Origin of the sequence: Bacteroides eggerthii (assembly GCF_025146565.1) — a bacterium.
In the GTDB taxonomy this organism is placed as follows: domain Bacteria; phylum Bacteroidota; class Bacteroidia; order Bacteroidales; family Bacteroidaceae; genus Bacteroides; species Bacteroides eggerthii.
In genome coordinates this window covers 97,282-123,440 of the sequence record NZ_CP102258.1, presented here as the reverse complement: position 1 = coordinate 123,440, position 26,159 = coordinate 97,282, and the positions used below count along the sequence as shown (strand labels likewise).

Below are 26,159 nucleotides of genomic sequence, written 5' to 3'. Positions count from 1 at the left end.
TCAAAATCCCTTTCTCAATGAATAATTTGACTTCTCGTGCTCTTGAGCTCCAGCGTTTGGCTCACGAGCTGATTTATCTTGGTGTAGACGGTGAGCCTATCTATTCAGACACCTTTTGCCGTTTGAATAAGGATGTCCTTCTGGAGTGCGATTCTCTTTTCTTGCTCCGGGGTAGCACCTCCGATGAAGAGGCCAATCTCTGTCTGGCTCTCCTTTTAGGTTATAATGCCACGATTTATGACTACGGTAATAAGGAGCGTAATAAGCAGTCTGTGCTTGATCGTGCTTTTGAGGTGCTCGAACAGCTTCCCGCCTCCTTGCTGAAAGTGCGCTTGCTCACTTATTGCTATGGTGAGGTCTATGAAGAGGCCTTGCTTCGTGAAGCCCACGAGATAATAGGGAGCTGGGACAATACCTCATTGTCCTCCGGACAGGCCGAGATCATTGAAGAGCTTCGTAACATTGAGGAGAACCCTTATCCTTACGAAGTGATAGAATAGGAAGAAAATAGAACTAAACTAAGACTTTTATATTTTTATGGAACCAATTGAGAAGGATGATCATTTCATTCCCGACGGAATGAATGCCTTTGAGCGTAACGTAAAGCGTATCGGCGACTGTATTCTGGCCCTTGGCGCGCTCATTGTTTTTTCTCCTTTATTTTTACTCTGTTATATAGCAGTGAAGCGTGAAGACGGTGGTCCCGCTATCTTCAAGCAGGAGCGTATCGGGCGTTTCGGTCGTCCTTTCAACATCTATAAGTTTCGCAGTATGAAGCTGGATGCTGAGAAGCATGGCCCGGCCCTGTATGCCGGTGAGGGAGACTCCCGTATGACTAAAGTAGGCCGTTTTCTTCGCGACCACCACTTGGATGAGCTTCCCCAGCTTTGGAACGTGTTCTGTGGTGATATGGCCTTTATCGGTCCCCGTCCCGAACGTCAGTTCTTTATCGACCAAATAATGAAGGAGGATCCTCGCTATCGTTATTTGTTCCAGATCCGTCCGGGCGTCACATCATATGCCACTCTTTACAATGGTTATACCGATACTTTGGAGAAAATGCTCCGCCGCCTGCGTTACGATTTGTTCTATCTGGAACACCGTTCTTGGGGCTTTGACATCAAGATACTTTTTATGACGTTTATGAATATAGCGTTCGGGAAGAAATTCTAAGAAAAATAAAATAAATTTTGACATTCGCTGCTGTAACCAAAAAAGTAATAAGTGTATAGCGGTAACGATTTCGAACTATAGTGGAACCGTCTTTTGACGGCTTTCATTATCGGATATGTCATTTTTGGATACTAACTACTAAATTCCATTTTATAGAAATGATGGATGAACACTTTTTAATTAACGGTTAAGTTTTGTTGATGAGGAATAAACGTACGGCAACCATAACATGGGTAAAACATTATAATTTTGGTACAATATTGCAAGCTTATGCTTTGCAGCAATATATTTTGTATTTGGGATATGAAAATCATATCCTTAATGATACCTATATAATAGAACCGGATCAAAAGAAAAGTAATATATTTTTTATTCGAGTGATACAGTGGGTGAAATTATTGCTGAATCCTTCGTTTAAGCTTTATTACAAGAACAAAGTAAAATCGAAAAAATTATTTATTCGTTTTATCACTGATTATCTGCTAATAGACTATGATACCGATTGGAGACTATTTGATGATAAATATGATCAATACATAGTTGGTAGCGATCAGATATGGAATCCGGGTCCGATATGGTATAAAGAGTTAAATACTCCTTTTTATTATGCAGGTTTTACAAATAAAAAGAAAATATCATATGCATCAAGTTTGGGCGTTTCTGCTTATCCGGATAAGCATCTGAAACAGTTTAGAGAGTACTTATCTGATTATAAATATTTATCGGCAAGGGAAGATATTGGATGTAAAATCATAGCTGATATAACAGGAAAAGAAGTAACTCATGTTGTTGATCCGACTTTGTTATTACCAAGTGATAATTGGAGAAAATTGATAGGTGAGAAACCGACTTCTCATGAAAAATATGTTTTAGCCTATTTCTTATCAGATAATAAATACTATTTAGATTATGTCAGGCAGTATGCCTCTAAGTATCATATTTCTTTAAAAATGTTTCATAATTTAAAAAAATATTCATGTTGTGCCGATGAACTGGTAGCTGCGGGACCACTGGAATTTCTTCAATATATAGATGGTGCATCCATTTTGTTTACAGATTCTTTTCATGGGACTTTGTTTGCAATTCAATTGGATACTCCCTTTGTCGCTTTTAAACGTTTCAATGGGCAAAATGAAGGACAAAACCAACGACTTATTTCGTTGTTAAGTACGTTGGACATATCTGATAGATTCATACGAGAAGATAACTGTGAAAAGATTGAAGATCTACTTCCTCTTAATTTTAAAAGTATAAAACAGAAATTATCTATGAATATAGAGTTATCAAGGATTTTTTTACAAAAAGCTTTAGAAAGCTAAAATTTTCCCAAACGGATACTTATCAAATAATCGGTTAGACTAATAGATGAAAGAACTAAAATCTCTTGCAAGAAATACAGGTTTTTTAGTTATAGGACAATTTGGAACGAAATTGTTAAGTTTCTTTTTGGTTCCTCTTTATACTAATGTGCTGACTACCGTCGAGTATGGGACATTCGATTTGATGAATACTAGTATATCTCTGTTAGTTCCTATTTTTACATTGAATATCTGTGATTCGGCACTCAGATTTCCTTTGGAACCACAAATTGATAGAACAGAAGTATTTTCTATTTGTATATATCATTTTTTTGCATGCGTTATTATAGGTACAATTCTCATCAGCATAAATTATATTTTCGATTTCATATCAATAATCAATGACTATCCGATTTTATTTTTGATGATGTTTGCAAGTACAGCAATCAATGGAATTCTGAATTGTTTTGCAAGAGGCATTGATTGCGTCAAAGATGTTGCCATATCAGGCGTCATTTGTTCACTCGTAATGATTTGTCTCAATCTCTTTTTTTTGCTAATCCTGCATATGGGACTTTGGGGCTTTTTCATGGCATATATACTTGGAATAATTAGTCAGTCTTTCTATTTATTTTTGGCAATTAAGGGTTGGAAATTTGTAAAATGGCAAAATCTTGATTCAAAGTTACATCAAGAAATGTTGAATTTTAGCAAGCCGATGATATTGACTAATATTTCATGGTGGATAAACGGTTTGTCTAATAGGTATATCATTACTTGGTTAAGTGGAATTGCTGCTAATGGAATTTACTCCGTAAGTTATAAAATTCCTTCTGTTCTTATGATGTTTCAAGGTATTTTCGGACAGGCATGGACGCTATCGGCAGTACATGAATTTGATAAAGATGACAAAAACGGTTTTTTCGCAAAGTTATATAGTTCCTACAATGTAAGCATGACCATTGTATGTTCGATTTTGATTATATTGTCACGAACAATAGCTGAATTGTTGTATAACAAGGATTTTTATAATGCTTGGAAGTATGCTCCTTTTCTGACAATAGCAGCAGTTTTTGGTGCATTGAGTGGATATATTGGCGGTATATATGCTGCAACGAAAGATACAAAGGCGTTTGCAAAAACAAGTATAGTTGGAGCAGTGGTAAATCTTGTTCTTACTTTTTTACTTGTTTGGCAGACAGGAATCCTTGGTGCTGCCGTAGCCTCTTTAGTATCCTATGGCCTTGTGTGGGCAATGAGGATCAGAACGATAAAGAAGTATATGAATTTGCGCATATCTTTATTGCGTGATTGTTTGGGGTATTCGATTTTGTTGGTACAAACCGGATTATTGTTTGTTTTAGACAACAGTCTGTTATTTTTTGGCTTGGAAATAGTATTACTACTAATAATAATTGCGATTAATCAATCTTTATTGAAAACTATAATGAATAAGGTTTGTAAAAAATAGTGGTGAAATGAAATATAAGTCTAACATAAAAGTTTCTATTATTGTTGCGATATACAACTCTGATAAATTCTTGGAGAAATTGATTTTATCAATAATTGGTCAAACGTATAAAAATATTGAAGTAATTCTTGTTGATGATGGTTCGCCGGATAACAGCGGAGCGATCTGTGACAAGTATGCTGTTATAGATTCACGAATAAAAGTGCTTCATAAACCTAATGGTGGATGTTGCGATGCTCGAAACAAAGGTCTGGAACTTGTAACAGGAGAATTTCTAACAATAATCGACGGAGACGATTGGCTGGAACCTGACTATATAGAATATTTGTTGAGAGTGGTTCTTCAGACAGATTCAGATATGGCTATGAGCCTTAATATATTTACAACGAGAGAACGTATTCAAGTGAAGTTTGATAAAATTGAAACATGGACATCAGAGGATGCTGCCATTGCCATTATATACCCTAAGGTGCCTATTGGACCATGGAATAAGATTTATAAGACGGACATGATTCGTCGAAATAAAGTGGATTTTTCAGTCCCATGGTCGGGGGAAGGACATTATTTCTCTGCTATGGCAGCTCAGTATTCCAATCATGTAGGAGTGGGGCGTCGTAAAATTTATAACTATCGTTTAAATAATGCAGGGAGTGGTCTTACACATTATAATGTAACTATGGGTACAAATGCTCTTTGGAACACGAAAAACATTGGTGACAAGCTGGTTATCAGGACAAATAGGCTTCAAAATGCCGTTAATTATCATATTTGGAGTAATTATCATTTTATACTTAAACTCATTATAGCTACCAATTCTAAAAATGAATATGCTAAGGAATACAAGGAATGTTTAACTAAGGTCAGGACTTTGCTGCCAAATGTAATCTGGAAAAGTGAAGTCAGTTTTAAACATAAAATCAAAATGCTGTTGATAAGCTTATTACCTATCCCTTATGCTATATATTGTATAAAACGAGAACAAGCGACATTACAAAAGGATAAATTGAAGTAAAGAGAAATCTTTTATAGAGACCTTTTGAAAAAGATTACGTATAAGTATAACCATTCACTACATGAAAAAGATTGAATTAATAATTCGGAAGTTGGTTTCAATAATGAAACGTGAACAATTGGTTCCTGTTATTCAAATAGAAACAGATGCAGAACAATTTAAGGGTAGAGTAGCATTGATAAGTGGGGGAACAGGAGGAATCGGATTATCCATAGCTAAAACTTTATTAAGTAGCGGGTGTAAAGTGATCTTGGCTGGAACTAATCTGGATAAGCTAAAAGACACTATTGATAATCTTAATACTTCAAATGCCGCTATTTTGGAACTGAATTATTTGAAGCTCGAATCATTCGATGCCAAAATAGAAGAAGCCGATAAAATTTTCGGAAATAGAGATATATTTGTTAGTTCAGCCGGAGTACATACTGAAGGAGTGGATTTTTGGAAAGTGACAGGAGAGGAATATGATAGGGTAATGAATATTAATCTAAAAGGGACTTTCTTTATGTGTAAAAGCATGGCTAGTTATATGAGAAGGAGAAAATTAAAAGGTAATATCCTTTTAGTTTCATCTACCCGAGGTTTTGAACCGGCATGGTCACCTTATGGCATTTCTAAATGGGCAATGAACGGTTTGACAAAAGGATTGGCTCAGATATTATTTGAAGATGGGATAACTGTAAATGCCATAGCTCCAGGCTCTACAGCAACAGCTTTAATTGGTATAAATGAGGGAGACAGTATTTATACTAATGAGAACAAAATAGGAAGATTTATTATGCCAACAGAAGTAGCGAGTCTTGCGAAGTTGCTGGTTAGTGGATCGGGCAAGATGATTTCAGGAGAAACAATTCGTATCTCAGCAGGTAGAGGTGTATGGGATATTAGATAGAATAGACATAATATTGGACTGAACAGTAAAAACATTCTTAAGTAAACTGTAATATCATGCGACCTTTACATATCATAATGCCAATGGCTGGCGAAGGTTCCCGTTTCTTGAAAGAAGGATGGGATATTCCTAAACCGCTGATAGAATTAAGGGGAATTCCCTTGTTTATCCGGGCGATAAATAGCGTCAAATCAGATGTTGTTCCCATGAAATATTCATTCATAGTGCGGCAGGAACACATTGATAAATATCAGATAGATGAAAAAATAAAATCTGTTCTACCTGAAGCTGCTGTCTTTTCCGTATCAAAAACAACGAGAGGGGCGGTAGAAACGTGCTTAATGGCAAAATCTGCTATTTCTGAAAAAGATGCTATAATCGTAATGGATTGTGATTTAGAGTTTTCCAGTAAAGCATTGATGGAAAATATTCAAACGATTGTATCTCAATCTACCAATGAAATGGACGGAGGATTATTAGTCTCTTTTGAGTCTGATCAACCTAAATACAGTTATGCCGAAATAGACGAAAATAATATTGTGAAGCGTACCGCCGAAAAAGAAGTGATTTCTTCTCATGCCCTGTGTGGCGCTTATTTTTTCTCTTTTGCCAAAGATTTTCTACGGGTGGCTCATGAGTTGCTGGCTGATGCTTCATTCAGCAAGTCGGAATTCTATGTGTCTTTGTTGTATAATTACCTGTTACGGGAAGGACATGTAGTGAAGCTTTGTCCGATGGAAAAATATTGTTCGTACGGGACTCCTGATGAATTGAAACAATATTTATGATACCGGGATGTGAAATAAAATTGCTGATTACGGATTTTGACGGAACCTTGGTCGATACTTTCAGGGCAAATTATATGGCATATCGTAAAGCATTTGAAGAGGTGGGGCTGGTACTTTGTGAAACAGATTATCGTTGCTGTTTTGGCTATCGTTTTGAGAAGTTCATGGAAGTATGCGGAGTGACAGACGAAAAGAAAGCAGCGGAAATTAAAGAACTGAAGTCGTTTTATTATCCGGATTATTTCAAGTATTTACAAGTAAATGATGTCCTACTCCGATTGCTACTGACATTCAAGAAAGGAGGAGGTAAAATAGCTGTTGCGTCTACTGCTCGACGAAAGAATCTTGATAATGTTTTGAGATATATAGGTGTAGTAGATAATTTTGATTACATACTGGCGGGAGAAGATGTAGAATGTGGTAAACCTTCTCCTGAAATATATGAAAAAGTATTATCATATTTTGGCATGCTTCCAAGTGAAGCGTTGATATTTGAAGACTCGGAAATAGGGATACAGTCAGCCCGTAATGCGGGGATTAATTATATGGTTATCACTCAATAATGTGACTATGGAGATAGAAATCAAAGGCCATTCTGGATGTCAGGTTGAAATTGTGAATAAAGGTGGAAATCTGTATATAAGTAAAAGTACACACAATAAAGATTACGTTCCGCGTCTCTATCGGCAAGCCGTCAAACAACAGATGGCATCAAGGGCTGTTTATCAGCATATACGAATACCAGAGATTTACGAAATAGAAAGAACGGAGGAATATGTCAACGTCAAGATGGAATATGTTTATAGTAAAAATTATATAGACTATTTTGAAGATGCAGGGTTTGATCAGATAAACTATTTCATTAAGGCCCTAAAGATTTTCATTGATTGGGAGATTGAACATTCATCATTGGAAATTATTGATCGGCAAGTGATTTTAGATAAATTCCGGGATGTATGTTGTAAAATTCAGCGGAATGATTTTATCAATAAAGACAAGGAAGTCATGGAAATCATGGAATGTTCCGCTTCTGTTTTCCAAGGTATAGATGAGGAAATTAAAATACCGGTAGGACATTGTCATGGTGACCTTACTTTCTCTAATATCCTGTTTAATGGTAACAACTATTATTTGATAGATTTTTTGGATTCGTTTATCGAGTCCCCATTACTCGATTTGGTTAAGATTAGGCAAGATTCGCATTATGGATGGTCTCGGCTTATGTATGAACATCGTTGGGACAATGTGCGGATGGATATAATCTCTCAGAAGATAGATATGGAGATTGCCAAGTATTATTCCCGGTACGATTGGTATGGGAAATATTATGCTCTGTTTCAATTGATGAATTTTCTCCGTATTATTCAGTATGCCAAAGAAGAAAAAGTAATATTGTTTTTGAAAAAAGAATTAAAGTCAATGTTATGAGTGTGAGTTTAATAGTACCATTATGTGCCGATAAACCGGAATATGAATATAATCTGCCTTATTTGTTCAATTTCTCTCCTGATGGTCTTTCTCTATGTATCAAGTCCGTACAGGGACTGAGTTTGGATCGCTTCGACGCTATTTATTTTACGATATTAGAGAAGTGGGACGATAAGTATTGTTTGTCGGATTTGCTACGACTACAGTTCAGAAAGTTGAATTGGACAAAGGCTAAGGTCGTTGTATTGGATACTCCTACAAGCTGCCAAGCAGAGACGGTGTATCAGACAATAAAGCGTGAAAATATAGAAGGGTGTATTTTTATTAAGGATGCCGATGGCTATTTTACCAGCGACTTTACTTTGTGCAATAGCATTGCAATTTATCCTCTGGATCGGCTCGAAATGGTAAATCCCGGTAATAAGAGTTATGTAGAACTAGATGACCAATTCTATATTACGAATATTATAGAAAAGAAGATAATCAGCAGATACTTTAATGCGGGCGCCTATATTTTTGAAGATAGCACTGTGTTTTGCAGGTATTTTGAAAAGCTGTCTTGTTATAAAAATCTTTTTATGTCACATGTCGTTTATTTCATGCTACTTGACAAAATACTATTCAGACCCTTTATCGTGAAAGATTTTGAAGATTGGGGAAGTAATAAAGCGTATAACTATTTTGTAACTAATAAATGATGAAGGTATTAATAACAGGTGCTGCTGGTTTTATAGGAAGCCAACTGGCGCACAGATTGTGGAAAGACGGAGTAGAACTCGTACTGATAGACAATTTCTCTTATGGTTCCGATGATAATCTTAAATTTGAGGATCATGATTTTACTGACGAGGTTTTAAAGATTGATATTAGGGATAGGGAGCAGATAGCCGGTATCTTTAGGAACGGACAGATAGACTACGCGTATAACATAGCGGGCATAGCTCCGTTGCCCGATTGTCAATTGAACCCTCAAGAGGCGATAGATGTAAATGTGACAGGGTTTGTAAATATTCTGGAGAATGCCCGTATCTATGGAGTCAAGAAAGTCATTCAGGCAAGTACAAATGCCATGTATGAGAACGAGCTAGAATTTCCTACGGTCGAGAATGAATTTAAGCAGCCTACACTTATTTATCCCAATACTAAATATTGTGCGGAACTGTTTGCCGAGTCTTATTGCAAAACTTATGGAATGAATGTCACCTGTCTTCGTTTTGCTAATGTGTATGGTCCACATATCGATTGCCTGCGTAAACAGCCGCCTTTTGTAGGATATATGATAAGGGAACTCTATTATAATCGCATTCCGGTGTTTCATTCGGATGGTAAGCAGAGACGTGACTATATTTATGTAGATGATCTTATAAACCTTGCCATATTAGTGCAAAAAACAAAAGGATTTGATTGTGTGAATGTTTCTTCAAATCAAAATTATTCCGTAAACGAAATGTATGACATCACCCGGCAAATAATGAATAAGGATATACCTGCTACCTACACTGATACAGGAAATTATTGGTGTAAATACCCGGAGCTGTATGAAGGTGCTTTCCCGATAAGGAATGAAATTCTGGAGCATGAGGTTAATAAGTATTCTTTATGTGATAATACATTGGCACGTGAGAAGTATGGATGGGTTCCTCTTGTAGATATGAAACAAGGTTTAAAAAATGTAGTAGAGTACATAGTACAACTTTTATCAACAAAAGTTGGTACCAATAGATAGCTATGAAAAATATCCCTGAAGTTGTATTGACAAATGTATCTAACAGGATTGATTATTATCAATGGTTTCTTTATGGCTTTATGCTAATGGAGAAAAAAGGGAAAATCGTCTTGAAGTACAGAACCTCAATGACGCAACGGATGCTTATGAGCAATCTCTTTTGGCCATTGGCAAAGTTGGTTTATAAATTGCGTTTTATCGTAATGAAGAGGCTGGGAAAATATGATCCGAAAAATAAAAGTTTGTTGAGGGGGTATGTAAAGATTAGAGATGAAAGAAAGTCTTTTTGTATAGATTCTGCTGATGCTCCGTTTTTATTTTCAAGTAAAGATCTGAGGGAAAGAGATATATATTTCAAGATACAGTGCCCTGAAGAATTTAGTAAAGAGGGCTTTTATTTGGGTAATGTATGTATTCCTTGGACTGATTATGATTATGTAGAGGGGATAAATAAATATTCTTTAAGAGGTGAACGAAAAAAATGTCCTGAGGTTATAGTATATAAGAATAAGATAAAACCATTACTTTTAGCAGTGAGGAGTATGGGGCGAGGGAGTTCTTTCAAGGCTCTTGATGCTGCGTACAAAAATCTTTTAGCGGCACGTAATGTTCCACAATCAGGTAAAGCAATGTGCTATTTTGGAAATGCTAAAGGGCCGGAACCTTCAGGGTGTAAAAAGAATCCGGATTTTGATTGGGAAGCAGATATTCTTTCGGTTTATGGCGAAAGGATGAACCATCCCAATGAGAAACGGGCAAAAATAGCTACCATACTGGAGGCCTTGGGTGAAGGTTATGACGCCCGAATTATAGAGCGTGGCTTTTCGGACAAGGGGAACAAGATACAGTCATCACTTGTGATTCCTTTTGAGGATTTTTCTAAACATGTGGCAAAGTTTCAGTATAATATTAATATTTCAGGTTACCGCATGAGTATTCCTGGACGTTTCATGGACAGTTTCGTATGTGGTACGGCCATTGCTACAGATAATCTTTCCGTTAAGTGGTATCGCCCATTTGGTGATGAAGTAGTGGAAATGGGGGCTATGGGATATTTACCTGATGCTGAAGTTGACTATGATGCCATAAAAGAAAGGATTAAGTCACTTCCTCCTATTAGAAAGCAAGCTATTATTGATAAATATGAAGAATATTGGGCACCGGAAAAATGTGCTGAATATATTGTGGAAATGGCATGCATGAGATAATTGCCAGATTAAATAATAGGGAGCTTTTTTAAAGCCCCCTATATTCCGTCACCGCATCGAAGCAAGGACATTCTTTCATCGGATTCAAGTCGTGATGTCCCACCACCAACACATTCGGAAACATTTGTTTCAGCTCGCGCAGCAGAGCTACCAGTGAGGCTTTCTGCGGTAGTGTGCGGGTGTCGGAGGGTTTATGGTTGCTGTCCAGTCCTCCTTCGTAGCAGATACCTATCGAATGTCTGTTGTGACCTTGGCAATGCGCACCGATTTTGTCCAACGGACGTCCGCGGTGAATTTCTCCGTCGCGTGTCAGGTAGAAGTGATAGCCGATGTCGCGGAAGTTGCGGTGGAAGATGTGGTCGTGGCGGCAATCTTCAAAGCTCAGGCTCACGCCCTGAGGCGTGGCCGAACAATGAATGATGATAAGCGTGATGATTCTCATCGGCCCATGCAGGAAGTAAGACCGAATACTCCGGCCAGCGCGGTAGCCACTGCTATGATAGATTTGAGGACGATGCCCCATACTGATTTTGATTTTGTTGCCATAATGATTTGATTTATAAATTATAAACTATTGTATGCTACGTTTGTCCTAAGGACGGAAGGCCTATCCCAGCGGATTTTCTTCTTCTTCACCGTTCCCGCCGGGGGTGCTTCCGCCGTTTCCGGAACCGTTGTCCGCGTTGTATTTGAAGGCCTCTTTCAGTTGGCCTTCCAGATTGATTTGGGCGTTGCTCAATTCGCCGGTGGCACGTGCGCGGAGTTTCAGCCCTTTCACGTTGTTGGCGAGGGTGAATTCGGCAGCCGAGGCGGCGCCTTTCTTGCTGACGATGCCTACGGAGAAGATGGCGAGGTCGTCCAGTTTCACGTTTTTGCCGTCCAGAATAAGTTCTTTGGTACAGGCAATCATGTCGGTGAGCACCCCTTTGATTAATCCTGCCGAGTAGGGAGTGTTGTGGTTTGCCATGTGTTTGGCAAGCATTTCGGTGTCGAAGGTTTCTTCAATGACGGGACGGGCATACCACAAACCTTTCAACGGGTGGTTTTCGCCGGTAAATTGATACTTTTTGTAACGAATCATGTTCTTTCGGTTTTTAAATTTCAGTTCTTGGTTTTCAATTCTTTTGTGATCACGATGCGAAGATACAACGGGGTGCAAGCCGGGTTGTCCGTAATGGTTCGTTACGGTTCGTTTCTATCTGTTATATACGCATATAGTGGCTGAAATGTGAATATTTTTGCCTATCTTTGTGACACTAAGAACTTCAAAAACAAAGAGAAATGGAACCTTTCAAAATACGCACTTACGGACGAACGGAACTCGCCCAACTCTATTGTCCGGGACTTTGTCCGCAAGCCGCTTTCCGCAAGCTGAACCAATGGATAGATTTTCATCCCACATTGCGGAGCGAGCTTCATGCGCTGGTTCCTTCGGACAAGGTGCGGACATATACTCCTGCACAGGTGCAACTCATCTACAATGCACTGGGAGAACCATATTGAATGGAGGATCGGGAGTTCTAAAGTTCTACTTCCGGATTGTGGAATAGAACTTTAGAATTGTAGAATGGAACTTTGCGGAAACATGCCTGTGATGCGAAAAAATGCACCCGATGCAGAAAATGCAGTGCAGACGTTTTCTCACACACGCACGTACGCGTTATATAATAATAGCCTGTCCGCGCTGCATAGCATCAGGTTTTGCGATAATGGCCTTTGCTTGCCATTTCTTGCACTGCACCATGTTTCAGTAGGCGATGCAGCCAGCTTTGTGCGGTGTTGGCGTTGATGCCCGTCTCCGTAGCATGTTCCAACAGTTCCGCACGACTGAAGGTGGGCGGCATGCCGTTGAAGAAACTGTCGCGGTCGGCGTTGGTACGGCGGTTTATTTCCGTTGGAGGCAGGAAGGAAAGGATGTGTGCGGCATGGATGTAGAGAGGTTCCACAAGTCCGATTACGGCTTTGAAGTCGGCAGGAGAGAGGTGGATGTCCCAACGGGTAACGATGCCGTCTTTCAGGTTGTCGGCGGACAGTTCGGCATCGGGGGTGAGGTCTCCCCGCAATAGCCCTACAATGGTGGCTATGCGGCAGATGTTTACTGCCATGCGTGCTACGGAGCTGCTCATTTCATCGTTTTGGTTTGTATGGGCATGCAGGAAAAGGGCGGAGAAGAGTTTGTTGAACTCATTTTGTTGCTCTTCGGTGAACTTCAGGGTGTAGAGCCCTCCTTGTTTCAGCGCATCCAGTTGACGTTTCCATTCTTCGCCCATAGCGGTAAACAGTTTTTCCATGTCGGTGTTGTGCGTACCAAACTGGTCCTGCCACTCGTGTATGGCGGGCATGTAGTAGAAGATCTGGCGGGAGAACAGGCCGTTCTCTGCCGAGGGTATGAGCGGCTTCACCTGCGCCGGAGTACCGGAAATGAGGATGGAAAGATAGGACTTCTTGACTTCGCGGTATTCTTGGTCCGTACGTCGGTTGTACGAGAGGAAGTCATGGTCGAAAGCCCTGCGCAGCGTGTGGCTCCAATGGCCGTAGTCGGTGCCGATGGCGGTGGATATGGTGTCCGCTTCCGTTTCAAAGATGATTCCCGTTCCGTTGGAATCCATGATATTCTGCAGGATGCCTGTACCTGTGTTGTTGCCCGATATGATGAACATCCTGTTGGGCGGCATCTCCGGTTCTTCCACCTTGCTGCGCTCCTTGCCCATGGCATTGTAACTGCTTTTCGCCTTTTTGTAGGCGCTCATTTGTTGTTCCACTTGCCGGCGTATCTCGTCGTGTATGGGCTCTATCAGCAGACGCACAAAGCCCAGTATGCCCTTGCCGGCTGCGGACGGGGCTACGACGAATGTCTGGAGACAGGGCGACTGCATCTTTCCGCCGTAAAGGCAGCGGGCGTTGCGCTCCATGCAGGCTCCTAAGACGGTGAGCGCTCCGAGCAGGAGCACGTCGCGCTGTGCTCCTGTGGCGCCGTAGCTGCGGATGTGTTGCAGGGGCTCCGGCCATTCGGCTTCGGGCAGCAGTGGAAGAGGGAGCAGCGGTTCGCTTCCTGAAAGTTTCTCTTCCCGGCAATCCGCAGTGTCGGTTGTGTCCGGTTGTCCGTTTCCGTCCGCATTATAAGATACGTGTGCGTGTGTGTGAGAAAACGGCGGTACTGCATTCTCTGCATCGAGTGCATTTTTTGTGTCTTTTGCCCGCTTTTCTTCGCGGATGTCCACACCTGCTGTTTGGGCCAGGTGAAATGCTGTGCCCAGGTGCACGTTGCCATGTCCGTTTTTCAGGGCGTTGGTGTAGAGACGGTCGGCATGCGACGACTGGTACTTGGGTGAGAAGCTGCAGATGCGGTGGAAGTCGGCCCGGCCGCCTTCGCCGCAGTCGGTGGCTATCGCCATGGCGAGTTGTACGTATTCGGCATAGGAGGGCGCAATGTCTGCGCAGGCTGCTTCGACGGCAGCCGTAAGTTTTTCTAATGATTCAAACATGTTGTGATTTATAAGTTGTGATTTATGGGGCATGGAAGAGGGTTTTTCTGTTCTCTGAACAAGGCTTCGGGATCATGGCACAGGAAACAGGCACGCACGATGTCCTTGCCCGAAGTGTCCACGCCTTTGCCTGTGGGCTTGTCTTGCGTATCGCCTCCGTAGGCCATCTCTACGTAGTTCATTGCCCAATACATGCTTTCTGCGGCATTTTGTGCGGCATCGGCGGCATGTTCCTGCCGATAGGGCACAAAGGCTTTCACTCCCCGTCCGCCGGGACTTACAAAGCAGAGTACGGGACATAGGAACGGATCATCGAAGAGTGTCCGGCGCATCTGCTCGGCCTCTTGGAGGGAGTCCAAATGGTCGATGTCCACCACTACCAGTCCGGAGATTTTCAGCAACGAGCGGCAGTTGCGGCGGGTGAATACGCCGCAGGGAGTGACGTAGGGCAACAGGGAGGCTTTGGCGGCGCGTATGTCGGCGGCGTTCCGCACCTGTAAGGTGGCAAGGCGCAACGGTTCGTTGCAGGTGATGAGTTGATACACATCGGCAGGAGTCACCTCCATGGCGGGAGTCAGTGTGGCAGCTTTTAGGATTCGTCCCTGCGGGTCTCGCTGGGGTGCGATGGGGTTTTGGAACAGTGACATTTTACATTCGTTCATTATTTCTTTTGGTTTTGAAATTTCCGGCGAAGTTAGAGAGAATAATCCGTAGTGGATTACACGTATAGGTGTAATCCTGATACAATAATTTATTATAATTTAATAACGTTAACATGAAACAACTAACAAATGATGTCATTACCCCTCTTAACTGGGGAAAAAAGATTGAAGCAGTGCGTAACCGTTTGGGTATTCACCAGATTGACTTATGCATAGAAGCAGGGATAAGTCCCTACACCTACCAAAAAATAAAAAGGGAAGAGGGTCGAGGCACGACAGCCTGCTGCGACTTTTGGCATGCCTGCGCCGCGCAATGACGGAAGAAGAATTCAGGGAGTTCTGGATGGGGCTGGTAAAGGGATAGCGATAACTGCGAAAAAAGATAGATTGATTGTAAATGGAATTGTGATGCTATGATACCTAAAGTTATTCATTATTGTTGGTTCGGAAGAAATCCTCTTCCACCGTTTGCAGTGAAGTGCATTGAGTCGTGGAAGAAGTTCCTTCCCGGTTATGAGATAAAAGAGTGGAACGAAGATAATTTCGATGTAAACATCATCCCCTATACCCAAGAGGCTTATGAAGCCCGGAAGTATGCTTTTGTGAGTGATTATGCAAGGTTCTATATTTTGTATCATCATGGTGGAATATATTTCGATACGGATGTGGAGGTGATTAAATCTATTGATGATATTATAGAACGTGGAGCGTTTATGGGGTGCGAGAATGAAGCGAAGCCCGGAGCGACTGCGTTAGCAGTCGCTCCGGGCCTTGGCCTGGGCTGCAATCCGGGCCTTGGCCTGGGCTGCAATCCGGGCCTTGGCCTGTATGCGGAAATCCTCGGCCTGTATGCCGGACTTCATTTCTTGCGTTCCAATGGAGGGCTGAATCTCAAGACAGTGGTAGAATATACAACGGAATTGCTCTCGGCAAAGGGGCTGAAGAATGTGAATGAAATGCAATGTGTGGCGGATGTGTGGATTTATCCGAAAGAATATTTTTGTCCGGTAAACTATCAAACAAATGAGATGAATATCACTGACAATACGCGGTCTATTCATCATTATGCGGCATCGTGGCATGGTACAAGGCAAATACTTTTTAAACTTGTGTCAAAGATTGTGGGAAAGGATGTTGCACATAAGATTTCTGCTATTGTAAAATCTTTTAATCTGATCAAGTAAGGGTGGAATCATTCCGATTATCGCTATGTGTTTTTTCTCTTTGCTTGCTGAATGTTAGAACTTTTGTAGGTGGCATAGGAGATAATGATACGCTTATTCTGACACTTACCATAAATTTGTTGCTTCTTTTGGCAATAGATTATAGCCATTACCTGAAAAAATTCCTTTTTGTTGGGTTATTGTTTCCTATAATGATATACAATAGGGAAATCTTGGCATTGTTGGATATATTCCTTTGTGTTTATCTTTTTCGTAAATTTCCGATTAAAACTCTTGCATTCATAAATTTGTCATTACTGTTAATTGGCTTTTTGTTTTTGACATTGTTGAGAGAATTGGATATTCTGACTATCAATCAAGAAATTTGGTATTTAACCGGAAAAGGTGCTGCCCGAACTTATGGCTTTAATAATCCTAATACATTTGGCGGATTTATATTTTCATTGATAGTAAACGCTTATATCATCTTTATAAGTTTTAAGAGAAATTCTCTGTTAGTATTATTTTTACTTTGGATAGCTATCATCTCCTATAATTACTGCTTATCACGAATGATGTTGATAGGGAGTATTGTTTTGATATTGGTTCATTTTATGGTAAAATGGAGAATATTTAAAAAGTGGATGCGTTATTGTGTAGCATTTCTGCCGGTGTTGTTTTTTCTTGTCAATTTTTATTTGATAGCAAATTTGTCTGATTTTAAAGATATAGATGTCCTTACCTCTGGCAGACTTGGCATATATGCCGGTGTCTTGGGAATGATGACAAAATTGAACTGGTTGATAGGAGTACAGCTTCCGGATGGGCCTATGGATGGTTCTTTATGGATGCTTTTTTTTACAGGAGGAATTACAGGACTATTATTCTTTTTTGTCAATTTCTATTTTAGCGTCACTCGCTGCTTTAAAGAACTATACATCTACTTTCCCGTCATTTTAGCTGTTTTGGTTAGTGGGTTTGTAGAAAACACATTCTCGTCTGTTGGTGGTGTGTCTATTATTTTTTGGTTATTAGTATGTCGTTTCTACACTCAAAAATCCTATAATTTATGAATTTAGAAGTTTTGCTCTCTTGTATGTATCAAGAGGACATGAGCATTGCTTTGCGCACACGTATTCAGTCTGACTTATTGATTATAAATCAATGTAATAAAGATGAATCTGTGGAAAATATATGTGACGGACACCGCATCCGTATGATCTCATCAACAGAACGGGGGCTCTCCAAAAGCCGCAATATGGCATTGGAGAATGCTTGCGGTGACATTTGCCTGATTTGCGATGATGATGAACGCTTAGTTGATAATTATAGCGGAATAATATTAGATGCTTTTGAAGCTCATCCTGATGCAGATATAATTGCTTTCAACTTTAAGAATCCTTATCGCACGTTTCCTTTGAAACAAAAGAGAATAGGATATATAGGAGCTTTACGGTTGGCGAGTTGGCAAATTGCATTTAGGAAAAAATCTATTATAGATAATCACATCAGGTTTGATGAAACGATGGGGGCAGGAGTCACTATGGGCGGTGGAGAAGAAAATAAATTCCTGCTGGATTGCCTGAAAAAAGGTCTTTCGATCATTTATCTTCCCATTTATATAGGTTCTGTCAGTCAGGAGGCGTCTACTTGGGATTTGACTAAAGAAAATGCTGTTTCTTACTTCCAAGATAGAGGGGAAGCCTACGGAAAAATTATGGGGAAGTGGTTGGGAGCTGCGTATATTATCTATTCTTCTATTCGTAAATATGGTTATTATACTCAATATGTCAGCTTTATGAATGCTTTTATCTTGCAGTTCAAAGGGCTTTATAGATAATCCTTGAATATGAAATACACTATTGTTATTTTGACTAAAAACGAAAATGATATTATATCGAAATGTTTGGATGCCATACCGTACGGGGTCGATTGTTTTGTTTTGGATTCAGGAAGTACAGATGGTACAAAGGAGACTGTTCTTTCTAAAGGCTTTCATTATTCGGAACATTTAATGTCTGAATTTATAATTTCTGAACAAAGAAATTGGGCGTTGAGAAATTTGGAAATAAAGACTGAATGGGTGTTGTTCTTGGATGCGGATGAGTATATCTCTAATGAGTTGCATGAGAAAATATTGTCTGTGATAGAGAATGGTACGTTTAATGCTTATAGGTTGACCCCTAAGTTTATTTTTTGGGGGAAATGGATGAAGAGGTTGCAAGGCTATCCTAATTGGCATGATCGTTTATTGAAAAAAGATGAGGTCTCTATTGTTGGAGGAGTATGGGAATCATTTGACCAGTCCGCCAAAGTCGGATATATTGATATTCCTTATGATCATCATGCTAATATAAAAGGCTTTAAATACTGGTTGGAAAAGCATGATAGATATTCATCGTGGGATGCCCAGAATACGTATAAATTCCTTTATGAGGGAAAGGAATTTAGTACAACTCGGAAAGTTAGAATGCGGAGAATGGCTGCCCGGTTATGGTGGATAAGACCATGGGGTAGATGTTTTTATATGTACTTTATCCGTTTGGGGTTTCTCGAAGGGTGGAGGGCTTTTTATCTCGTATTATTATACTTCATCTATGAGTATATGATTGTGATTAAAATCATAGAACTGAAAAGATTGAATTCTCATAAAGATTTATAGTTTAAAGTGGTTTCTATTATTACTCCTTCATATAATTCTTCTGCATTTATTTCCCAAACGATAGAGTCGGTGTTGGCCCAAACATTCATGGACTGGGAGATGCTGATTGTAGACGACTGTTCTACGGATATTTCTCCGGCAATTATAATGGAATATGCGAAAAGGGACAAGCGTATCCGTCTTTTGCAGACAGAGCAGCCTTCGGGGAGTCCCGCAGTTCCTCGCAATATTGGAATTATGAGTGCGCAAGGCCGCTATATTGCTTTCTTGGATAGTGACGATGTATGGCTACCGAATAAATTGGAAGAACAATTAAAGTTGTTTGAAGATGCGGACACAGCCATTGTGTATTCCAATTATGAGAAAATCAATGAAGACGGAGAACGGGGACAACGAATTGTGACAGTTCCGCCACAGGTTTCCTATATGGAGCTGTTGAAAGGAAATGTGATAGGCAATCTGACCGGAATCTATGATACGGAGAAAGTAGGTAAGGTTTATTGCTCTAAGATACACCATGAAGATTATGTATTGTGGTTGTCTATTTTGAAGAAAGGGTTTGTCGCGAGGAATACGAATGTGGTTCATGCGTTGTATAGAGTGAGAAAGCAGTCTGTGTCTGCCAACAAATTAGCTGTTATTTCTTGGCAATGGAATATCTACAGGAATGTTGAAAAAATAGGCTTTTTAAAGGCTTGCTATTATTTTATTCATTATGCTTGGCGTGCATTGTTGAAAAGTAAAAAATAAAGGAATATGGATTACAAAGCTATTGACACCCGGAGAATTATTGATTATATCTACTCTTTTCCCGGTTCGGTTATTGGAGTGGAAGATATTATTCAGAATGCCGGTGCGGACAAACTGCGGGTATATCCCGCCTTGTTTGAACTGGAACAGGCCGGATATATCGAAGTAGTGGAGTGTGAGGAACTCGGAGCGCCGTTGGCGGTACGCAGGAGAAGAGACGCTTCACAATTTCTGCATGACAGTATGTGAGCGCAATACGAAATTGATAAACGACAGATAACAGCGGTTATTTTGTTTTAGGCGCAGCCGGGATTGCTTGATGAAGCGGTCCCGGCTGTTTTATTTTAGATTCAAGCTCTCTTGCTTTTTCAAATATCTCAATGATAATTCTATAAAATGAATGTTGGAGTAAACTCAATACCCAAAGCACGAGCAATACGAAAGAAGCTTGACATTGATAATATGACATTACTGTTATCAATCGCAAATAGCACCGTCCGATATTCATTTGAACAAACAGATACACGCATCTCATACAAGTTTGTTTTTATATACTTTACAGGTAAAGCATATACAGTTTGTACAAGTCCAAATGTATATTCAAACTTATCCTTTACTCTTGTATTCAGACTATTGTAGATTTTTTCAAATTCTTCTGTTCTGAATATGATTCTTACATCGGTGGTTTTACCGTCAACTGATGTTATTGCATAAATATAACTAATTAGTTATAATGTGGCAGCAAACAACTTATCTATTTATATATTTAATCATTGCTTAGTTTGAGCGGTTACGCAATATCATTTTGTAATATTAATACATGACTTTTGGTGCCGGACCAGCACAGCTTTTCATGTTGCCAGGCAAAGGCTTGCCACCTGGAACGAGACAGGCGTGCTGCAAGGTGTAGCGCACCCGCTCGGCCTGTTGGGGTGTGATACCCGAGTAGATCACGATGTCGTAGTCCATCACGTTGAGCGCCGTATAAGGCTCTGCGGAAGCATCGATCGGATAGCGCAAATAGGTGTCGATACCCGGAATGTACTGTTCTGTGCGGTACCGTGCCCGGTCGTACTGCGGAGTGTCGTCACACCAGTCCTCCTCGAACACATGGTCTAGGCCCAGGTAGTGTCCCGCTTCGTGGGCAAACACGACTATCCCGGAATTGCAGTACCCGTTACCTACTACCTCCTCCAGGTTCAAGAATATACCGCTGAAACAGCCCGGGACAGCGGTATTGCACCCTTGCAGCATCTCCTCCGGAGCGAAATAAGGCAGGAAGGTGAATCCCGCTGTACGAGTATCTTCGGAAACGATATCGTCGTTAATGAAGGGAGATACCCATACATTGATAACCTCGGTCATTTCCCACAGGTTGTCGCCGACCCATTGCCTCAGCTCTTCGTAGGATATATCGCGGTCCAGTTCGTAACGCTCGTCAAGATAGTGTATACCCGGTGTGGACAGTGCAGTACCGTCGGGGGTGTGAGTGGCCGGGACGAACCGGATGCCGGCGTCGGCTAGCCCCGGCAGGGGCCAGACGTTCCGGTACAGGCGGTTGGCGCACGCGAGCATCTCGTCAAAAAAGTAGGGATGCGGATAGGTGCCGTCCTTACGAGGCATGACATGGAACACGACCGGTAGCACCCGGTCCTGCGGACCCGGCGTGTAACCGGGCAACCCGTCCGTATTTATCGTTACGGTATTGGAGTAATAAACCGCCTTGTTGGTTCGGACTACACCCTTGAAATAATAGGTCTTGCCGGGAATTGGCAGGTCGATCCATCCGGCCGAATAGATCAACTCCTGCGTCCAGTCCCACCCTTGGATCAGCTCGTCGTCGGCGCAATCGTGGATGAACGTATAGTCCGATCCGTCGGGATTGGGGTTCTCCGGGGAGTAATAGCCTCCGAAGGCGAGCAGTTTTTCGCCTTCGGGCAAGCCGCTCATCACTAAGTAAGGAACAAACAGGGAGGGCCCCTGAGGATAGCTGTCGAAATAGGTTTCGTGGATCACGTTGTCGATCCGCACCTTAAAGGTCGAAGGCGGCGTATCTGGCCCTAGTTCCGGGTCTTTGGAGCATGAGGCGAATACACTCAGCAAAAAGATAAATAATAAATTGCGATATTTCATAACTTAATTAAGTTTCTTCCAAAATCCTGTTATCTAACATCCGCCCCCCACATCATCTTATTCCGCAGTGTATCGAAAAAGATGTGATTGAAGCGTTTCACCACCTTTATGGAATAGTCTGCGCGTGAGATCGTGAGTTGTGTGGTTTCTTTGCATGACTCACTCCGCCCGTCAATGGCGACGAGGAAGTTGTGGCTGCGGCTTTCTACATCGAGCGTGATTTCCCAGTCGTCGCAGATGACGATGGGCCGTACGTTCAGGCTATGAGGGGCAACGGGTGTAATGGCAATCGTTTTGCTGTGGGGAACGATGACCGGACCGCCGACGCTCAGGGAGTAAGCCGTAGACCCGGTGGGAGTGGCTATGACCAGGCCGTCGGCCTGATAGGTTGTGAGATGCGCTCCGTTGATGGCGGTATGGATGCTGATCATGGACGAACTGTCGCGTTTCAACACTGCTATTTCATTAAGGGCGTATGGAGACGCCATTAGTTTCTCGTCGTCACACTTCAGCTGCAACACGCTGCGTTCCTCTACCTTATAGTGGTTGTTGTAAATTTCGTCAATCGTTTCTTCCATTTCTTCGGGCGATATGTCGGCCAGAAAACCGAGACGTCCGGTGTTGATGCCCAAGATGGGAATGTTCTTTTTGCCCACGCGGCTGGCAGCTTTCAGGAATGTGCCGTCGCCTCCGATGCTGATGACCATATCTGCGCAGAAATCGTTGCCGTCGAACAAATCGGCGGCGGGAATGTTGAGGTGCAGGTCGGAGGTCAGGAAATTGTAGAACTCGCGGCAGACACAAAGTTGTGCTTTGCGTCCGGCAAGCAGGCGGAAAAGATTTTCGGCATGCGATGACTTTTTCGCCTGATAGGTATTTCCAAATATGGCAAATTTCATAATTGATTTCTGTTTTTGTAGGTTGCAAAAATAGTTTTTTTCTCAGAATACTGCCAACATATTGCTATTATTTGTACTTTTGCCCCAAACTATAGGCCGATTTATGACTAAATTAAGTGTAAATATCAATAAAGTAGCAACGTTACGTAACGCACGTGGAGGAGAGGTCCCTAATGTTGTGAAAGTAGCGCTGGATTGCGAGAACTTTGGCGCCGACGGCATAACGGTGCATCCGCGCCCCGACGAAAGGCATATCCGCAGGAGTGATGTCTATGATTTGCGTCCGTTGTTACGTACGGAGTTCAATATAGAAGGGTATCCCGCACCCGAATTTATCGACTTGGTGCTGAAGGTGAAACCGCATCAGGTGACACTGGTGCCGGATAGTCCTACGCAACTGACCTCCAATTCGGGGTGGGACACGAAAAACAATCTGGAGTTCCTGACCGAGGTGCTGGATACATTCAATAATGCAGGTATCCGTACATCCGTATTCGTGTCTACCGACGTGGAAATGATAGAATATGCAGCCAAAGCCGGTGCGGATCGCGTAGAACTCTATACCGAGCCCTATGCTACGGCTTTCCCTAAAGGACGGGAAGCTGCGGTGGCTCCTTTCGTGGAAGCAGCCAAGATGGCACGAAGCTTGGGACTGGGACTGAATGCCGGCCATGACCTGAGTCTGGAGAATCTGAATTATTTCTATACAAACATACCCTGGCTGGATGAGGTTTCTATCGGTCATGCATTGATTAGCGATGCATTGTATCTGGGATTGGAACGCACCATTCAGGAATATAAAAATTGTCTCCGCTGATGAATCTTATGTTATTATTAGCCCAAGTGGCTCCGGCGTTGGCCGATTCTATTGCCGGTGCCAATCCGGTACTTACTCCCGTTGCTGCTCCCGATGAAATGAATCTGTGGAGCATGGCTGTCAAGGGCGGTTGGATTATGGTGGTTCTCGGAGTGCTCTCCGTTGTCTGCTTCTATATCCTGTTTGAGCGTAATTATGTTATCCGTAAGGCGGGCAAAGAAGACCCGATGTTCATGGATAAGATCAAGGACTATATTCTGGGGGGCGAGATTAAGGCGGCCATTGCCTATTGCCGTAGTGTCAACACGCCCTCTGCTCGTATGATAGAAAAAGGCATCAGCCGTTTGGGACGCCCGATGAACGATGTACAGGCAGCCATAGAGAATGTCGGTAATATTGAGGTGGCAAAGTTGGAGAAAGGATTGACTATCATGGCCACTATCTCCGGTGGCGCACCGATGATTGGGTTCTTGGGTACGGTGACCGGTATGGTGCGTGCCTTCTTTGAAATGGCGAACGCCGGCAATAATATTGATATAACACTGCTTTCGGGCGGTATATACGAGGCTATGATTACGACGGTAGGCGGCTTGATTGTGGGTATCATTGCCATGTTTGCCTATAACTATCTAGTGACTCTGGTGGATGGCGTGGTCAATAAAATGGAATCCAAAACAATGGCATTCATGGACCTGCTGAACGAACCCGCTAAATAATAATAAGTAAATTAGTAATTGAAAAGTGTTACAACGTAGAGCCAAAATATCGCCTAATTTCAGTATGGCATCCATGACGGATGTTATATTTCTGCTGTTGATTTTCTTCATGATAACGTCTACGGTAGTATCACCGAATGCAATCAAGGTATTGCTTCCGCAGGGGAAACAGCAGACATCTGCCAAACCGCTGACAAGGGTCATCATCGACAAGGATTTGAATTATTATGCTGCTTTCGGCAATGACAAGGAGCAAGCCTTGACTTTGGACAGACTGACACCTTTCCTGCAATCGTGTGCGGCGAAAGAACCCGAAATGTATGTGGCTTTGTATGCCGATGAATCAGTTCCCTACCGGGAAATAGTGAAAGTGCTGAATATCGCTAATGAGAATCACTTCAAAATGGTGCTGGCCACACGTCCGCCCGAAGGTAAGTGAGCGCAGTCATAAACAGCTAAAATCGTAAATCGAAACAGTGGATCGGAAGAAGAAAGGAAAATACGTAGGATTGGCAGGGGCGCTGTTGGTGCACGTGGTTGTCATTGCCCTTTTGATACTGGTGGGATTTACGTTGCCCGAACAGTCCGAGGAAGGTGGTGTGCCTGTGATGATGGGTGAGGTGCCCGATGCATGGGGAGCTGCCGATCCTTCTTTGGTGGAAGTGGATGTGATGCCGGAAGAAACCGCCCCGGAAATGCCGGAGGAGGTGGAGCAGGACATGCTGACACAGGAGGAGGAAGAAACAGTTGCCATAAAGCCTAAGGCTGAAGAAAAAAAGAAAGAAGCGAAGAAGCCGGAGAAGACCGCAGCGGAAAAAGCAGAGGAGGCCAGAAAGCTGGCTGCCGAGAAAGCGGAACGTGAACGGAAGGCTGCGGAGGAAGCTGCCCGCAAACGTGTTGCGGGAGCCTTTGGCAAGGGTGCGCAGATGGGAAGTAAGGGCACTACGGAAGGGGAAGGTGTGCAAGGAAGCCCTACCGGAAATTCTTCGTCCGGAGCGACTGCCGGAACCGGGGGATATGGAACTTTTAATCTTGGCGGACGTTCTATAGGGGAAGGCGGATTGCCACGCCCTGTATATAATGTGCAGGATGAGGGGAAAGTGGTGGTTACCATTACTGTGAATCCGGCAGGACAGGTCATTGCAACCAGCATCAACCGACAGACCAATACGGTGAATCCCGCTTTGCGGAAGGCTGCGGAAGATGCGGCAAAGAAAGCGCGGTTCAATACGGTAAGTGGCTTGAACAACCAGACAGGAACGATTACGTATTATTTTAATTTAAAATAAGAGGAGATATTTTTATGGGTACAGTTTATGTGTTTTTTGCAGACGGATTTGAAGAGATAGAGGCTTTCACTTCTGTTGATGTGATGAGACGTGCAGGATTGAAGGTCGAGATGATTACGGTGACTCCTGACGAGATTGTGACGGGTGCTCATGGCGTACCGGTGCTGTGCGATAAGAATATTGTGAACTGTGATTTCTTCGACGCCGATCTGATAGTGCTTCCGGGCGGTATGCCAGGTGCGGCTACTTTGGGAGAGTGTGATGATTTGCGGAAATTGATTGTACGTTTCGCGGAAGAAAACAAACCTATTGCCGCCATTTGCGCCGCTCCTATGGTGCTTGGCAAGTTGGGACTGCTGAAAGGCAGGAAAGCTACTTGCTATCCGGGCTTTGATAACTTTTTGGAAGGTGCTGAATACACCGCGGCAATGGTGGAAAAAGACGGTAATATCATCACAGGCAAAGGCCCGGGCGCTGCAATGGAGTTTGCTTTGGCTGTGGTGGAACTGCTGCAAGGCAAGGATAAGGTCGCTGAGTTGAGAAAAGCGATGATTGTTTAATTATGAATGAAGAACCGTTCGTAATTC

The 26,159-nt window shown here is 42.2% G+C and carries 32 protein-coding genes; 25 read left to right on the top strand and 7 right to left on the bottom strand.

The genetic code is table 11. The features are described 5' to 3' along the window. The first annotated feature begins 17 nt into the window (after positions 1 to 17). The 12 genes from NQ546_RS00535 to NQ546_RS00480 all read left to right on the top strand — a co-directional run bounded on the left by NQ546_RS00535 (position 18) and on the right by NQ546_RS00480 (position 10,996). Positions 18 to 500: a UpxZ family transcription anti-terminator antagonist gene (locus NQ546_RS00535; RefSeq protein WP_004295516.1), complete on the top strand. Its 483-nt coding sequence runs from the start codon at positions 18 to 20 to the stop codon at positions 498 to 500. Between the two features lie 37 nt (positions 501 to 537). Next, positions 538 to 1,173 (top strand): sugar transferase, encoded by a 636-nt coding sequence (locus NQ546_RS00530; protein WP_115615955.1) that lies wholly within the window; start codon positions 538 to 540, stop codon positions 1,171 to 1,173. Between the two features lie 200 nt (positions 1,174 to 1,373). Continuing rightward, positions 1,374 to 2,492: a polysaccharide pyruvyl transferase family protein gene (locus NQ546_RS00525; protein WP_004288345.1), complete on the top strand. Its 1,119-nt coding sequence runs from the start codon at positions 1,374 to 1,376 to the stop codon at positions 2,490 to 2,492. Between the two features lie 46 nt (positions 2,493 to 2,538). Continuing rightward, positions 2,539 to 3,942: a lipopolysaccharide biosynthesis protein gene (locus NQ546_RS00520; RefSeq protein WP_004288346.1), complete on the top strand. Its 1,404-nt coding sequence runs from the start codon at positions 2,539 to 2,541 to the stop codon at positions 3,940 to 3,942. A 7-nt stretch (positions 3,943 to 3,949) separates the two neighbouring features. After that, positions 3,950 to 4,954 (top strand): glycosyltransferase family 2 protein, encoded by a 1,005-nt coding sequence (locus NQ546_RS00515; RefSeq protein ID WP_004288347.1) that lies wholly within the window; start codon positions 3,950 to 3,952, stop codon positions 4,952 to 4,954. Positions 4,955 to 5,015: 61 nt separating this feature from the next. After that, entirely contained in the window at positions 5,016 to 5,846 is an 831-nt protein-coding gene (locus NQ546_RS00510) for an SDR family NAD(P)-dependent oxidoreductase (RefSeq protein ID WP_004288348.1), read from the top strand. An 83-nt stretch (positions 5,847 to 5,929) separates the two neighbouring features. Continuing rightward, positions 5,930 to 6,634 (top strand): glycosyltransferase family 2 protein, encoded by a 705-nt coding sequence (locus NQ546_RS00505; protein WP_244264465.1) that lies wholly within the window; start codon positions 5,930 to 5,932, stop codon positions 6,632 to 6,634. Further along, on the top strand, positions 6,631 to 7,197 hold the full coding sequence (locus NQ546_RS00500; protein WP_004288350.1) for an HAD family hydrolase: 567 nt from the start codon (positions 6,631 to 6,633) through the stop codon (positions 7,195 to 7,197). The genes NQ546_RS00505 and NQ546_RS00500 overlap by 4 nt, the downstream gene beginning before the upstream one ends. A 7-nt stretch (positions 7,198 to 7,204) precedes the next feature. Further along, a complete protein-coding gene (locus NQ546_RS00495) occupies positions 7,205 to 8,062 on the top strand; it encodes a phosphotransferase (RefSeq protein ID WP_004288351.1) in 858 nt (285 codons plus the stop codon). Next, positions 8,059 to 8,760, top strand: coding sequence for a glycosyltransferase family protein (locus NQ546_RS00490; protein ID WP_004288352.1), 702 nt, complete (start codon positions 8,059 to 8,061; stop codon positions 8,758 to 8,760). Before NQ546_RS00495 ends, NQ546_RS00490 begins: the two co-directional genes overlap by 4 nt. Continuing rightward, the gene (locus NQ546_RS00485) at positions 8,757 to 9,788 is read left to right on the top strand and encodes an NAD-dependent epimerase/dehydratase family protein (RefSeq protein ID WP_004288353.1); all 1,032 of its coding nucleotides are present in this window, start codon (positions 8,757 to 8,759) and stop codon (positions 9,786 to 9,788) included. Before NQ546_RS00490 ends, NQ546_RS00485 begins: the two co-directional genes overlap by 4 nt. Positions 9,789 to 9,790: 2 nt before the next feature. Continuing rightward, positions 9,791 to 10,996 (top strand): hypothetical protein, encoded by a 1,206-nt coding sequence (locus NQ546_RS00480; RefSeq protein WP_004288354.1) that lies wholly within the window; start codon positions 9,791 to 9,793, stop codon positions 10,994 to 10,996. Positions 10,997 to 11,024: 28 nt separating this feature from the next. On the opposite strand, the gene NQ546_RS00475 is transcribed toward NQ546_RS00480, so the two are convergent. The 3 genes from NQ546_RS00475 to NQ546_RS00465 all read right to left on the bottom strand — a co-directional run bounded on the left by NQ546_RS00475 (position 11,025) and on the right by NQ546_RS00465 (position 12,077). Continuing rightward, entirely contained in the window at positions 11,025 to 11,438 is a 414-nt protein-coding gene (locus tag NQ546_RS00475) for an N-acetylmuramoyl-L-alanine amidase (protein ID WP_039952887.1), read from the bottom strand. Beyond that, positions 11,435 to 11,542, bottom strand: a complete 108-nt coding sequence (locus NQ546_RS00470) for a smalltalk protein (protein WP_171031154.1) — start codon at positions 11,540 to 11,542, stop codon at positions 11,435 to 11,437. The genes NQ546_RS00475 and NQ546_RS00470 overlap by 4 nt, the downstream gene beginning before the upstream one ends. Before the next feature lie 61 nt (positions 11,543 to 11,603). Further along, positions 11,604 to 12,077 (bottom strand): HU family DNA-binding protein, encoded by a 474-nt coding sequence (locus NQ546_RS00465; RefSeq protein ID WP_004288356.1) that lies wholly within the window; start codon positions 12,075 to 12,077, stop codon positions 11,604 to 11,606. 200 nt (positions 12,078 to 12,277) lie between these two features. Between NQ546_RS00465 and NQ546_RS00460 the strand changes: the two genes are divergently transcribed. Then, a complete protein-coding gene (locus tag NQ546_RS00460; RefSeq protein WP_004288357.1) occupies positions 12,278 to 12,499 on the top strand; it encodes a DUF4248 domain-containing protein in 222 nt (73 codons plus the stop codon). Between the two features lie 191 nt (positions 12,500 to 12,690). On the opposite strand, the gene NQ546_RS00455 is transcribed toward NQ546_RS00460, so the two are convergent. Together NQ546_RS00455 and NQ546_RS00450 are read right to left on the bottom strand one after the other, a co-directional pair. Then, on the bottom strand, positions 12,691 to 14,514 hold the full coding sequence (locus tag NQ546_RS00455; RefSeq protein WP_004288359.1) for a DUF3987 domain-containing protein: 1,824 nt from the start codon (positions 14,512 to 14,514) through the stop codon (positions 12,691 to 12,693). Continuing rightward, the gene (locus NQ546_RS00450) at positions 14,490 to 15,143 is read right to left on the bottom strand and encodes a BT4734/BF3469 family protein (RefSeq protein ID WP_004288360.1); all 654 of its coding nucleotides are present in this window, start codon (positions 15,141 to 15,143) and stop codon (positions 14,490 to 14,492) included. The genes NQ546_RS00455 and NQ546_RS00450 overlap by 25 nt, the downstream gene beginning before the upstream one ends. Positions 15,144 to 15,256: 113 nt before the next feature. Here NQ546_RS00450 and NQ546_RS00445 point away from each other — a divergent pair, with 113 nt between their 5' ends. The 7 genes from NQ546_RS00445 (at position 15,257) to NQ546_RS00415 (ending at position 19,967) form a co-directional block, all read left to right on the top strand. Next, positions 15,257 to 15,460 (top strand): hypothetical protein, encoded by a 204-nt coding sequence (locus NQ546_RS00445; protein ID WP_004294065.1) that lies wholly within the window; start codon positions 15,257 to 15,259, stop codon positions 15,458 to 15,460. A gap of 96 nt (positions 15,461 to 15,556) precedes the next feature. Further along, the gene (locus tag NQ546_RS00440) at positions 15,557 to 16,327 is read left to right on the top strand and encodes a glycosyltransferase family 32 protein (RefSeq protein ID WP_004288363.1); all 771 of its coding nucleotides are present in this window, start codon (positions 15,557 to 15,559) and stop codon (positions 16,325 to 16,327) included. A gap of 335 nt (positions 16,328 to 16,662) precedes the next feature. Further along, positions 16,663 to 17,379: a hypothetical protein gene (locus NQ546_RS00435; protein ID WP_181986452.1), complete on the top strand. Its 717-nt coding sequence runs from the start codon at positions 16,663 to 16,665 to the stop codon at positions 17,377 to 17,379. Continuing rightward, on the top strand, positions 17,376 to 18,146 hold the full coding sequence (locus NQ546_RS00430) for a glycosyltransferase family A protein (RefSeq protein WP_004288365.1): 771 nt from the start codon (positions 17,376 to 17,378) through the stop codon (positions 18,144 to 18,146). Before NQ546_RS00435 ends, NQ546_RS00430 begins: the two co-directional genes overlap by 4 nt. 9 nt (positions 18,147 to 18,155) lie before the next feature. Then, on the top strand, positions 18,156 to 18,968 hold the full coding sequence (locus NQ546_RS00425; protein WP_004288366.1) for a glycosyltransferase family 2 protein: 813 nt from the start codon (positions 18,156 to 18,158) through the stop codon (positions 18,966 to 18,968). 6 nt (positions 18,969 to 18,974) lie between these two features. After that, positions 18,975 to 19,718 (top strand): glycosyltransferase family 2 protein, encoded by a 744-nt coding sequence (locus tag NQ546_RS00420; RefSeq protein ID WP_039952889.1) that lies wholly within the window; start codon positions 18,975 to 18,977, stop codon positions 19,716 to 19,718. 6 nt (positions 19,719 to 19,724) lie between these two features. Then, complete coding sequence (locus NQ546_RS00415; RefSeq protein ID WP_004288368.1) at positions 19,725 to 19,967, top strand: hypothetical protein; 243 nt, start codon at positions 19,725 to 19,727, stop codon at positions 19,965 to 19,967. A gap of 564 nt (positions 19,968 to 20,531) precedes the next feature. Here the strand turns inward: NQ546_RS00415 and NQ546_RS00410 are convergent. Together NQ546_RS00410 and NQ546_RS00405 are read right to left on the bottom strand one after the other, a co-directional pair. After that, the gene (locus NQ546_RS00410; RefSeq protein ID WP_004288369.1) at positions 20,532 to 21,851 is read right to left on the bottom strand and encodes a M43 family zinc metalloprotease; all 1,320 of its coding nucleotides are present in this window, start codon (positions 21,849 to 21,851) and stop codon (positions 20,532 to 20,534) included. Between the two features lie 29 nt (positions 21,852 to 21,880). Beyond that, on the bottom strand, positions 21,881 to 22,750 hold the full coding sequence (locus NQ546_RS00405; RefSeq protein WP_004288370.1) for an NAD kinase: 870 nt from the start codon (positions 22,748 to 22,750) through the stop codon (positions 21,881 to 21,883). A gap of 103 nt (positions 22,751 to 22,853) precedes the next feature. On the opposite strand from NQ546_RS00405, the gene NQ546_RS00400 reads away from it, so the two are divergent. The 5 genes from NQ546_RS00400 to NQ546_RS00380 all read left to right on the top strand — a co-directional run bounded on the left by NQ546_RS00400 (position 22,854) and on the right by NQ546_RS00380 (position 26,132). Beyond that, entirely contained in the window at positions 22,854 to 23,567 is a 714-nt protein-coding gene (locus NQ546_RS00400; protein WP_004288371.1) for a pyridoxine 5'-phosphate synthase, read from the top strand. After that, positions 23,567 to 24,283: a MotA/TolQ/ExbB proton channel family protein gene (locus NQ546_RS00395; RefSeq protein WP_004288372.1), complete on the top strand. Its 717-nt coding sequence runs from the start codon at positions 23,567 to 23,569 to the stop codon at positions 24,281 to 24,283. The genes NQ546_RS00400 and NQ546_RS00395 overlap by 1 nt, the downstream gene beginning before the upstream one ends. 64 nt (positions 24,284 to 24,347) lie before the next feature. Continuing rightward, positions 24,348 to 24,722, top strand: a complete 375-nt coding sequence (locus NQ546_RS00390; protein ID WP_004288373.1) for an ExbD/TolR family protein — start codon at positions 24,348 to 24,350, stop codon at positions 24,720 to 24,722. Between the two features lie 37 nt (positions 24,723 to 24,759). Next, positions 24,760 to 25,572: a cell envelope integrity protein TolA gene (locus tag NQ546_RS00385; protein ID WP_004288374.1), complete on the top strand. Its 813-nt coding sequence runs from the start codon at positions 24,760 to 24,762 to the stop codon at positions 25,570 to 25,572. 14 nt (positions 25,573 to 25,586) lie between these two features. Continuing rightward, positions 25,587 to 26,132 (top strand): DJ-1 family glyoxalase III, encoded by a 546-nt coding sequence (locus tag NQ546_RS00380; RefSeq protein WP_004288375.1) that lies wholly within the window; start codon positions 25,587 to 25,589, stop codon positions 26,130 to 26,132. Positions 26,133 to 26,159: the final 27 nt, after the last annotated feature.

Excerpts from the sequence above, each read along its gene's own strand:
- NQ546_RS00505 (WP_244264465.1), top strand. The coding sequence starts at position 5,930 with ATGGCTGGCGAAGGTTCCCGTTTCTTGAAAGAAGGATGGGATATTCCT.
- NQ546_RS00460 (WP_004288357.1), top strand. The coding sequence starts at position 12,278 with ATGGAACCTTTCAAAATACGCACTTACGGACGAACGGAACTCGCCCAA.
- NQ546_RS00400 (WP_004288371.1), top strand. The coding sequence starts at position 22,854 with ATGACTAAATTAAGTGTAAATATCAATAAAGTAGCAACGTTACGTAAC.
- NQ546_RS00415 (WP_004288368.1), top strand. The coding sequence starts at position 19,725 with ATGGATTACAAAGCTATTGACACCCGGAGAATTATTGATTATATCTAC.
- NQ546_RS00475 (WP_039952887.1), bottom strand. The coding sequence starts at position 11,438 with ATGAGAATCATCACGCTTATCATCATTCATTGTTCGGCCACGCCTCAG.
- NQ546_RS00425 (WP_004288366.1), top strand. The coding sequence starts at position 18,156 with ATGAAATACACTATTGTTATTTTGACTAAAAACGAAAATGATATTATA.
- NQ546_RS00405 (WP_004288370.1), bottom strand. The coding sequence starts at position 22,750 with ATGAAATTTGCCATATTTGGAAATACCTATCAGGCGAAAAAGTCATCG.
- NQ546_RS00510 (WP_004288348.1), top strand. The coding sequence starts at position 5,016 with ATGAAAAAGATTGAATTAATAATTCGGAAGTTGGTTTCAATAATGAAA.
- NQ546_RS00480 (WP_004288354.1), top strand. The coding sequence starts at position 9,791 with ATGAAAAATATCCCTGAAGTTGTATTGACAAATGTATCTAACAGGATT.
- NQ546_RS00430 (WP_004288365.1), top strand. The coding sequence starts at position 17,376 with ATGAATTTAGAAGTTTTGCTCTCTTGTATGTATCAAGAGGACATGAGC.
- NQ546_RS00455 (WP_004288359.1), bottom strand. The coding sequence starts at position 14,514 with ATGCCCCATAAATCACAACTTATAAATCACAACATGTTTGAATCATTA.
- NQ546_RS00500 (WP_004288350.1), top strand. The coding sequence starts at position 6,631 with ATGATACCGGGATGTGAAATAAAATTGCTGATTACGGATTTTGACGGA.
- NQ546_RS00535 (WP_004295516.1), top strand. The coding sequence starts at position 18 with ATGAATAATTTGACTTCTCGTGCTCTTGAGCTCCAGCGTTTGGCTCAC.
- NQ546_RS00490 (WP_004288352.1), top strand. The coding sequence starts at position 8,059 with ATGAGTGTGAGTTTAATAGTACCATTATGTGCCGATAAACCGGAATAT.
- NQ546_RS00470 (WP_171031154.1), bottom strand. The coding sequence starts at position 11,542 with ATGGCAACAAAATCAAAATCAGTATGGGGCATCGTCCTCAAATCTATC.
- NQ546_RS00410 (WP_004288369.1), bottom strand. The coding sequence starts at position 21,851 with ATGAAATATCGCAATTTATTATTTATCTTTTTGCTGAGTGTATTCGCC.
- NQ546_RS00445 (WP_004294065.1), top strand. The coding sequence starts at position 15,257 with ATGAAACAACTAACAAATGATGTCATTACCCCTCTTAACTGGGGAAAA.
- NQ546_RS00485 (WP_004288353.1), top strand. The coding sequence starts at position 8,757 with ATGATGAAGGTATTAATAACAGGTGCTGCTGGTTTTATAGGAAGCCAA.
- NQ546_RS00530 (WP_115615955.1), top strand. The coding sequence starts at position 538 with ATGGAACCAATTGAGAAGGATGATCATTTCATTCCCGACGGAATGAAT.
- NQ546_RS00440 (WP_004288363.1), top strand. The coding sequence starts at position 15,557 with ATGATACCTAAAGTTATTCATTATTGTTGGTTCGGAAGAAATCCTCTT.
- NQ546_RS00380 (WP_004288375.1), top strand. The coding sequence starts at position 25,587 with ATGGGTACAGTTTATGTGTTTTTTGCAGACGGATTTGAAGAGATAGAG.
- NQ546_RS00515 (WP_004288347.1), top strand. The coding sequence starts at position 3,950 with ATGAAATATAAGTCTAACATAAAAGTTTCTATTATTGTTGCGATATAC.
- NQ546_RS00390 (WP_004288373.1), top strand. The coding sequence starts at position 24,348 with ATGGCATCCATGACGGATGTTATATTTCTGCTGTTGATTTTCTTCATG.
- NQ546_RS00525 (WP_004288345.1), top strand. The coding sequence starts at position 1,374 with ATGAGGAATAAACGTACGGCAACCATAACATGGGTAAAACATTATAAT.
- NQ546_RS00465 (WP_004288356.1), bottom strand. The coding sequence starts at position 12,077 with ATGATTCGTTACAAAAAGTATCAATTTACCGGCGAAAACCACCCGTTG.
- NQ546_RS00495 (WP_004288351.1), top strand. The coding sequence starts at position 7,205 with ATGGAGATAGAAATCAAAGGCCATTCTGGATGTCAGGTTGAAATTGTG.
- NQ546_RS00395 (WP_004288372.1), top strand. The coding sequence starts at position 23,567 with ATGAATCTTATGTTATTATTAGCCCAAGTGGCTCCGGCGTTGGCCGAT.
- NQ546_RS00450 (WP_004288360.1), bottom strand. The coding sequence starts at position 15,143 with ATGAACGAATGTAAAATGTCACTGTTCCAAAACCCCATCGCACCCCAG.
- NQ546_RS00520 (WP_004288346.1), top strand. The coding sequence starts at position 2,539 with ATGAAAGAACTAAAATCTCTTGCAAGAAATACAGGTTTTTTAGTTATA.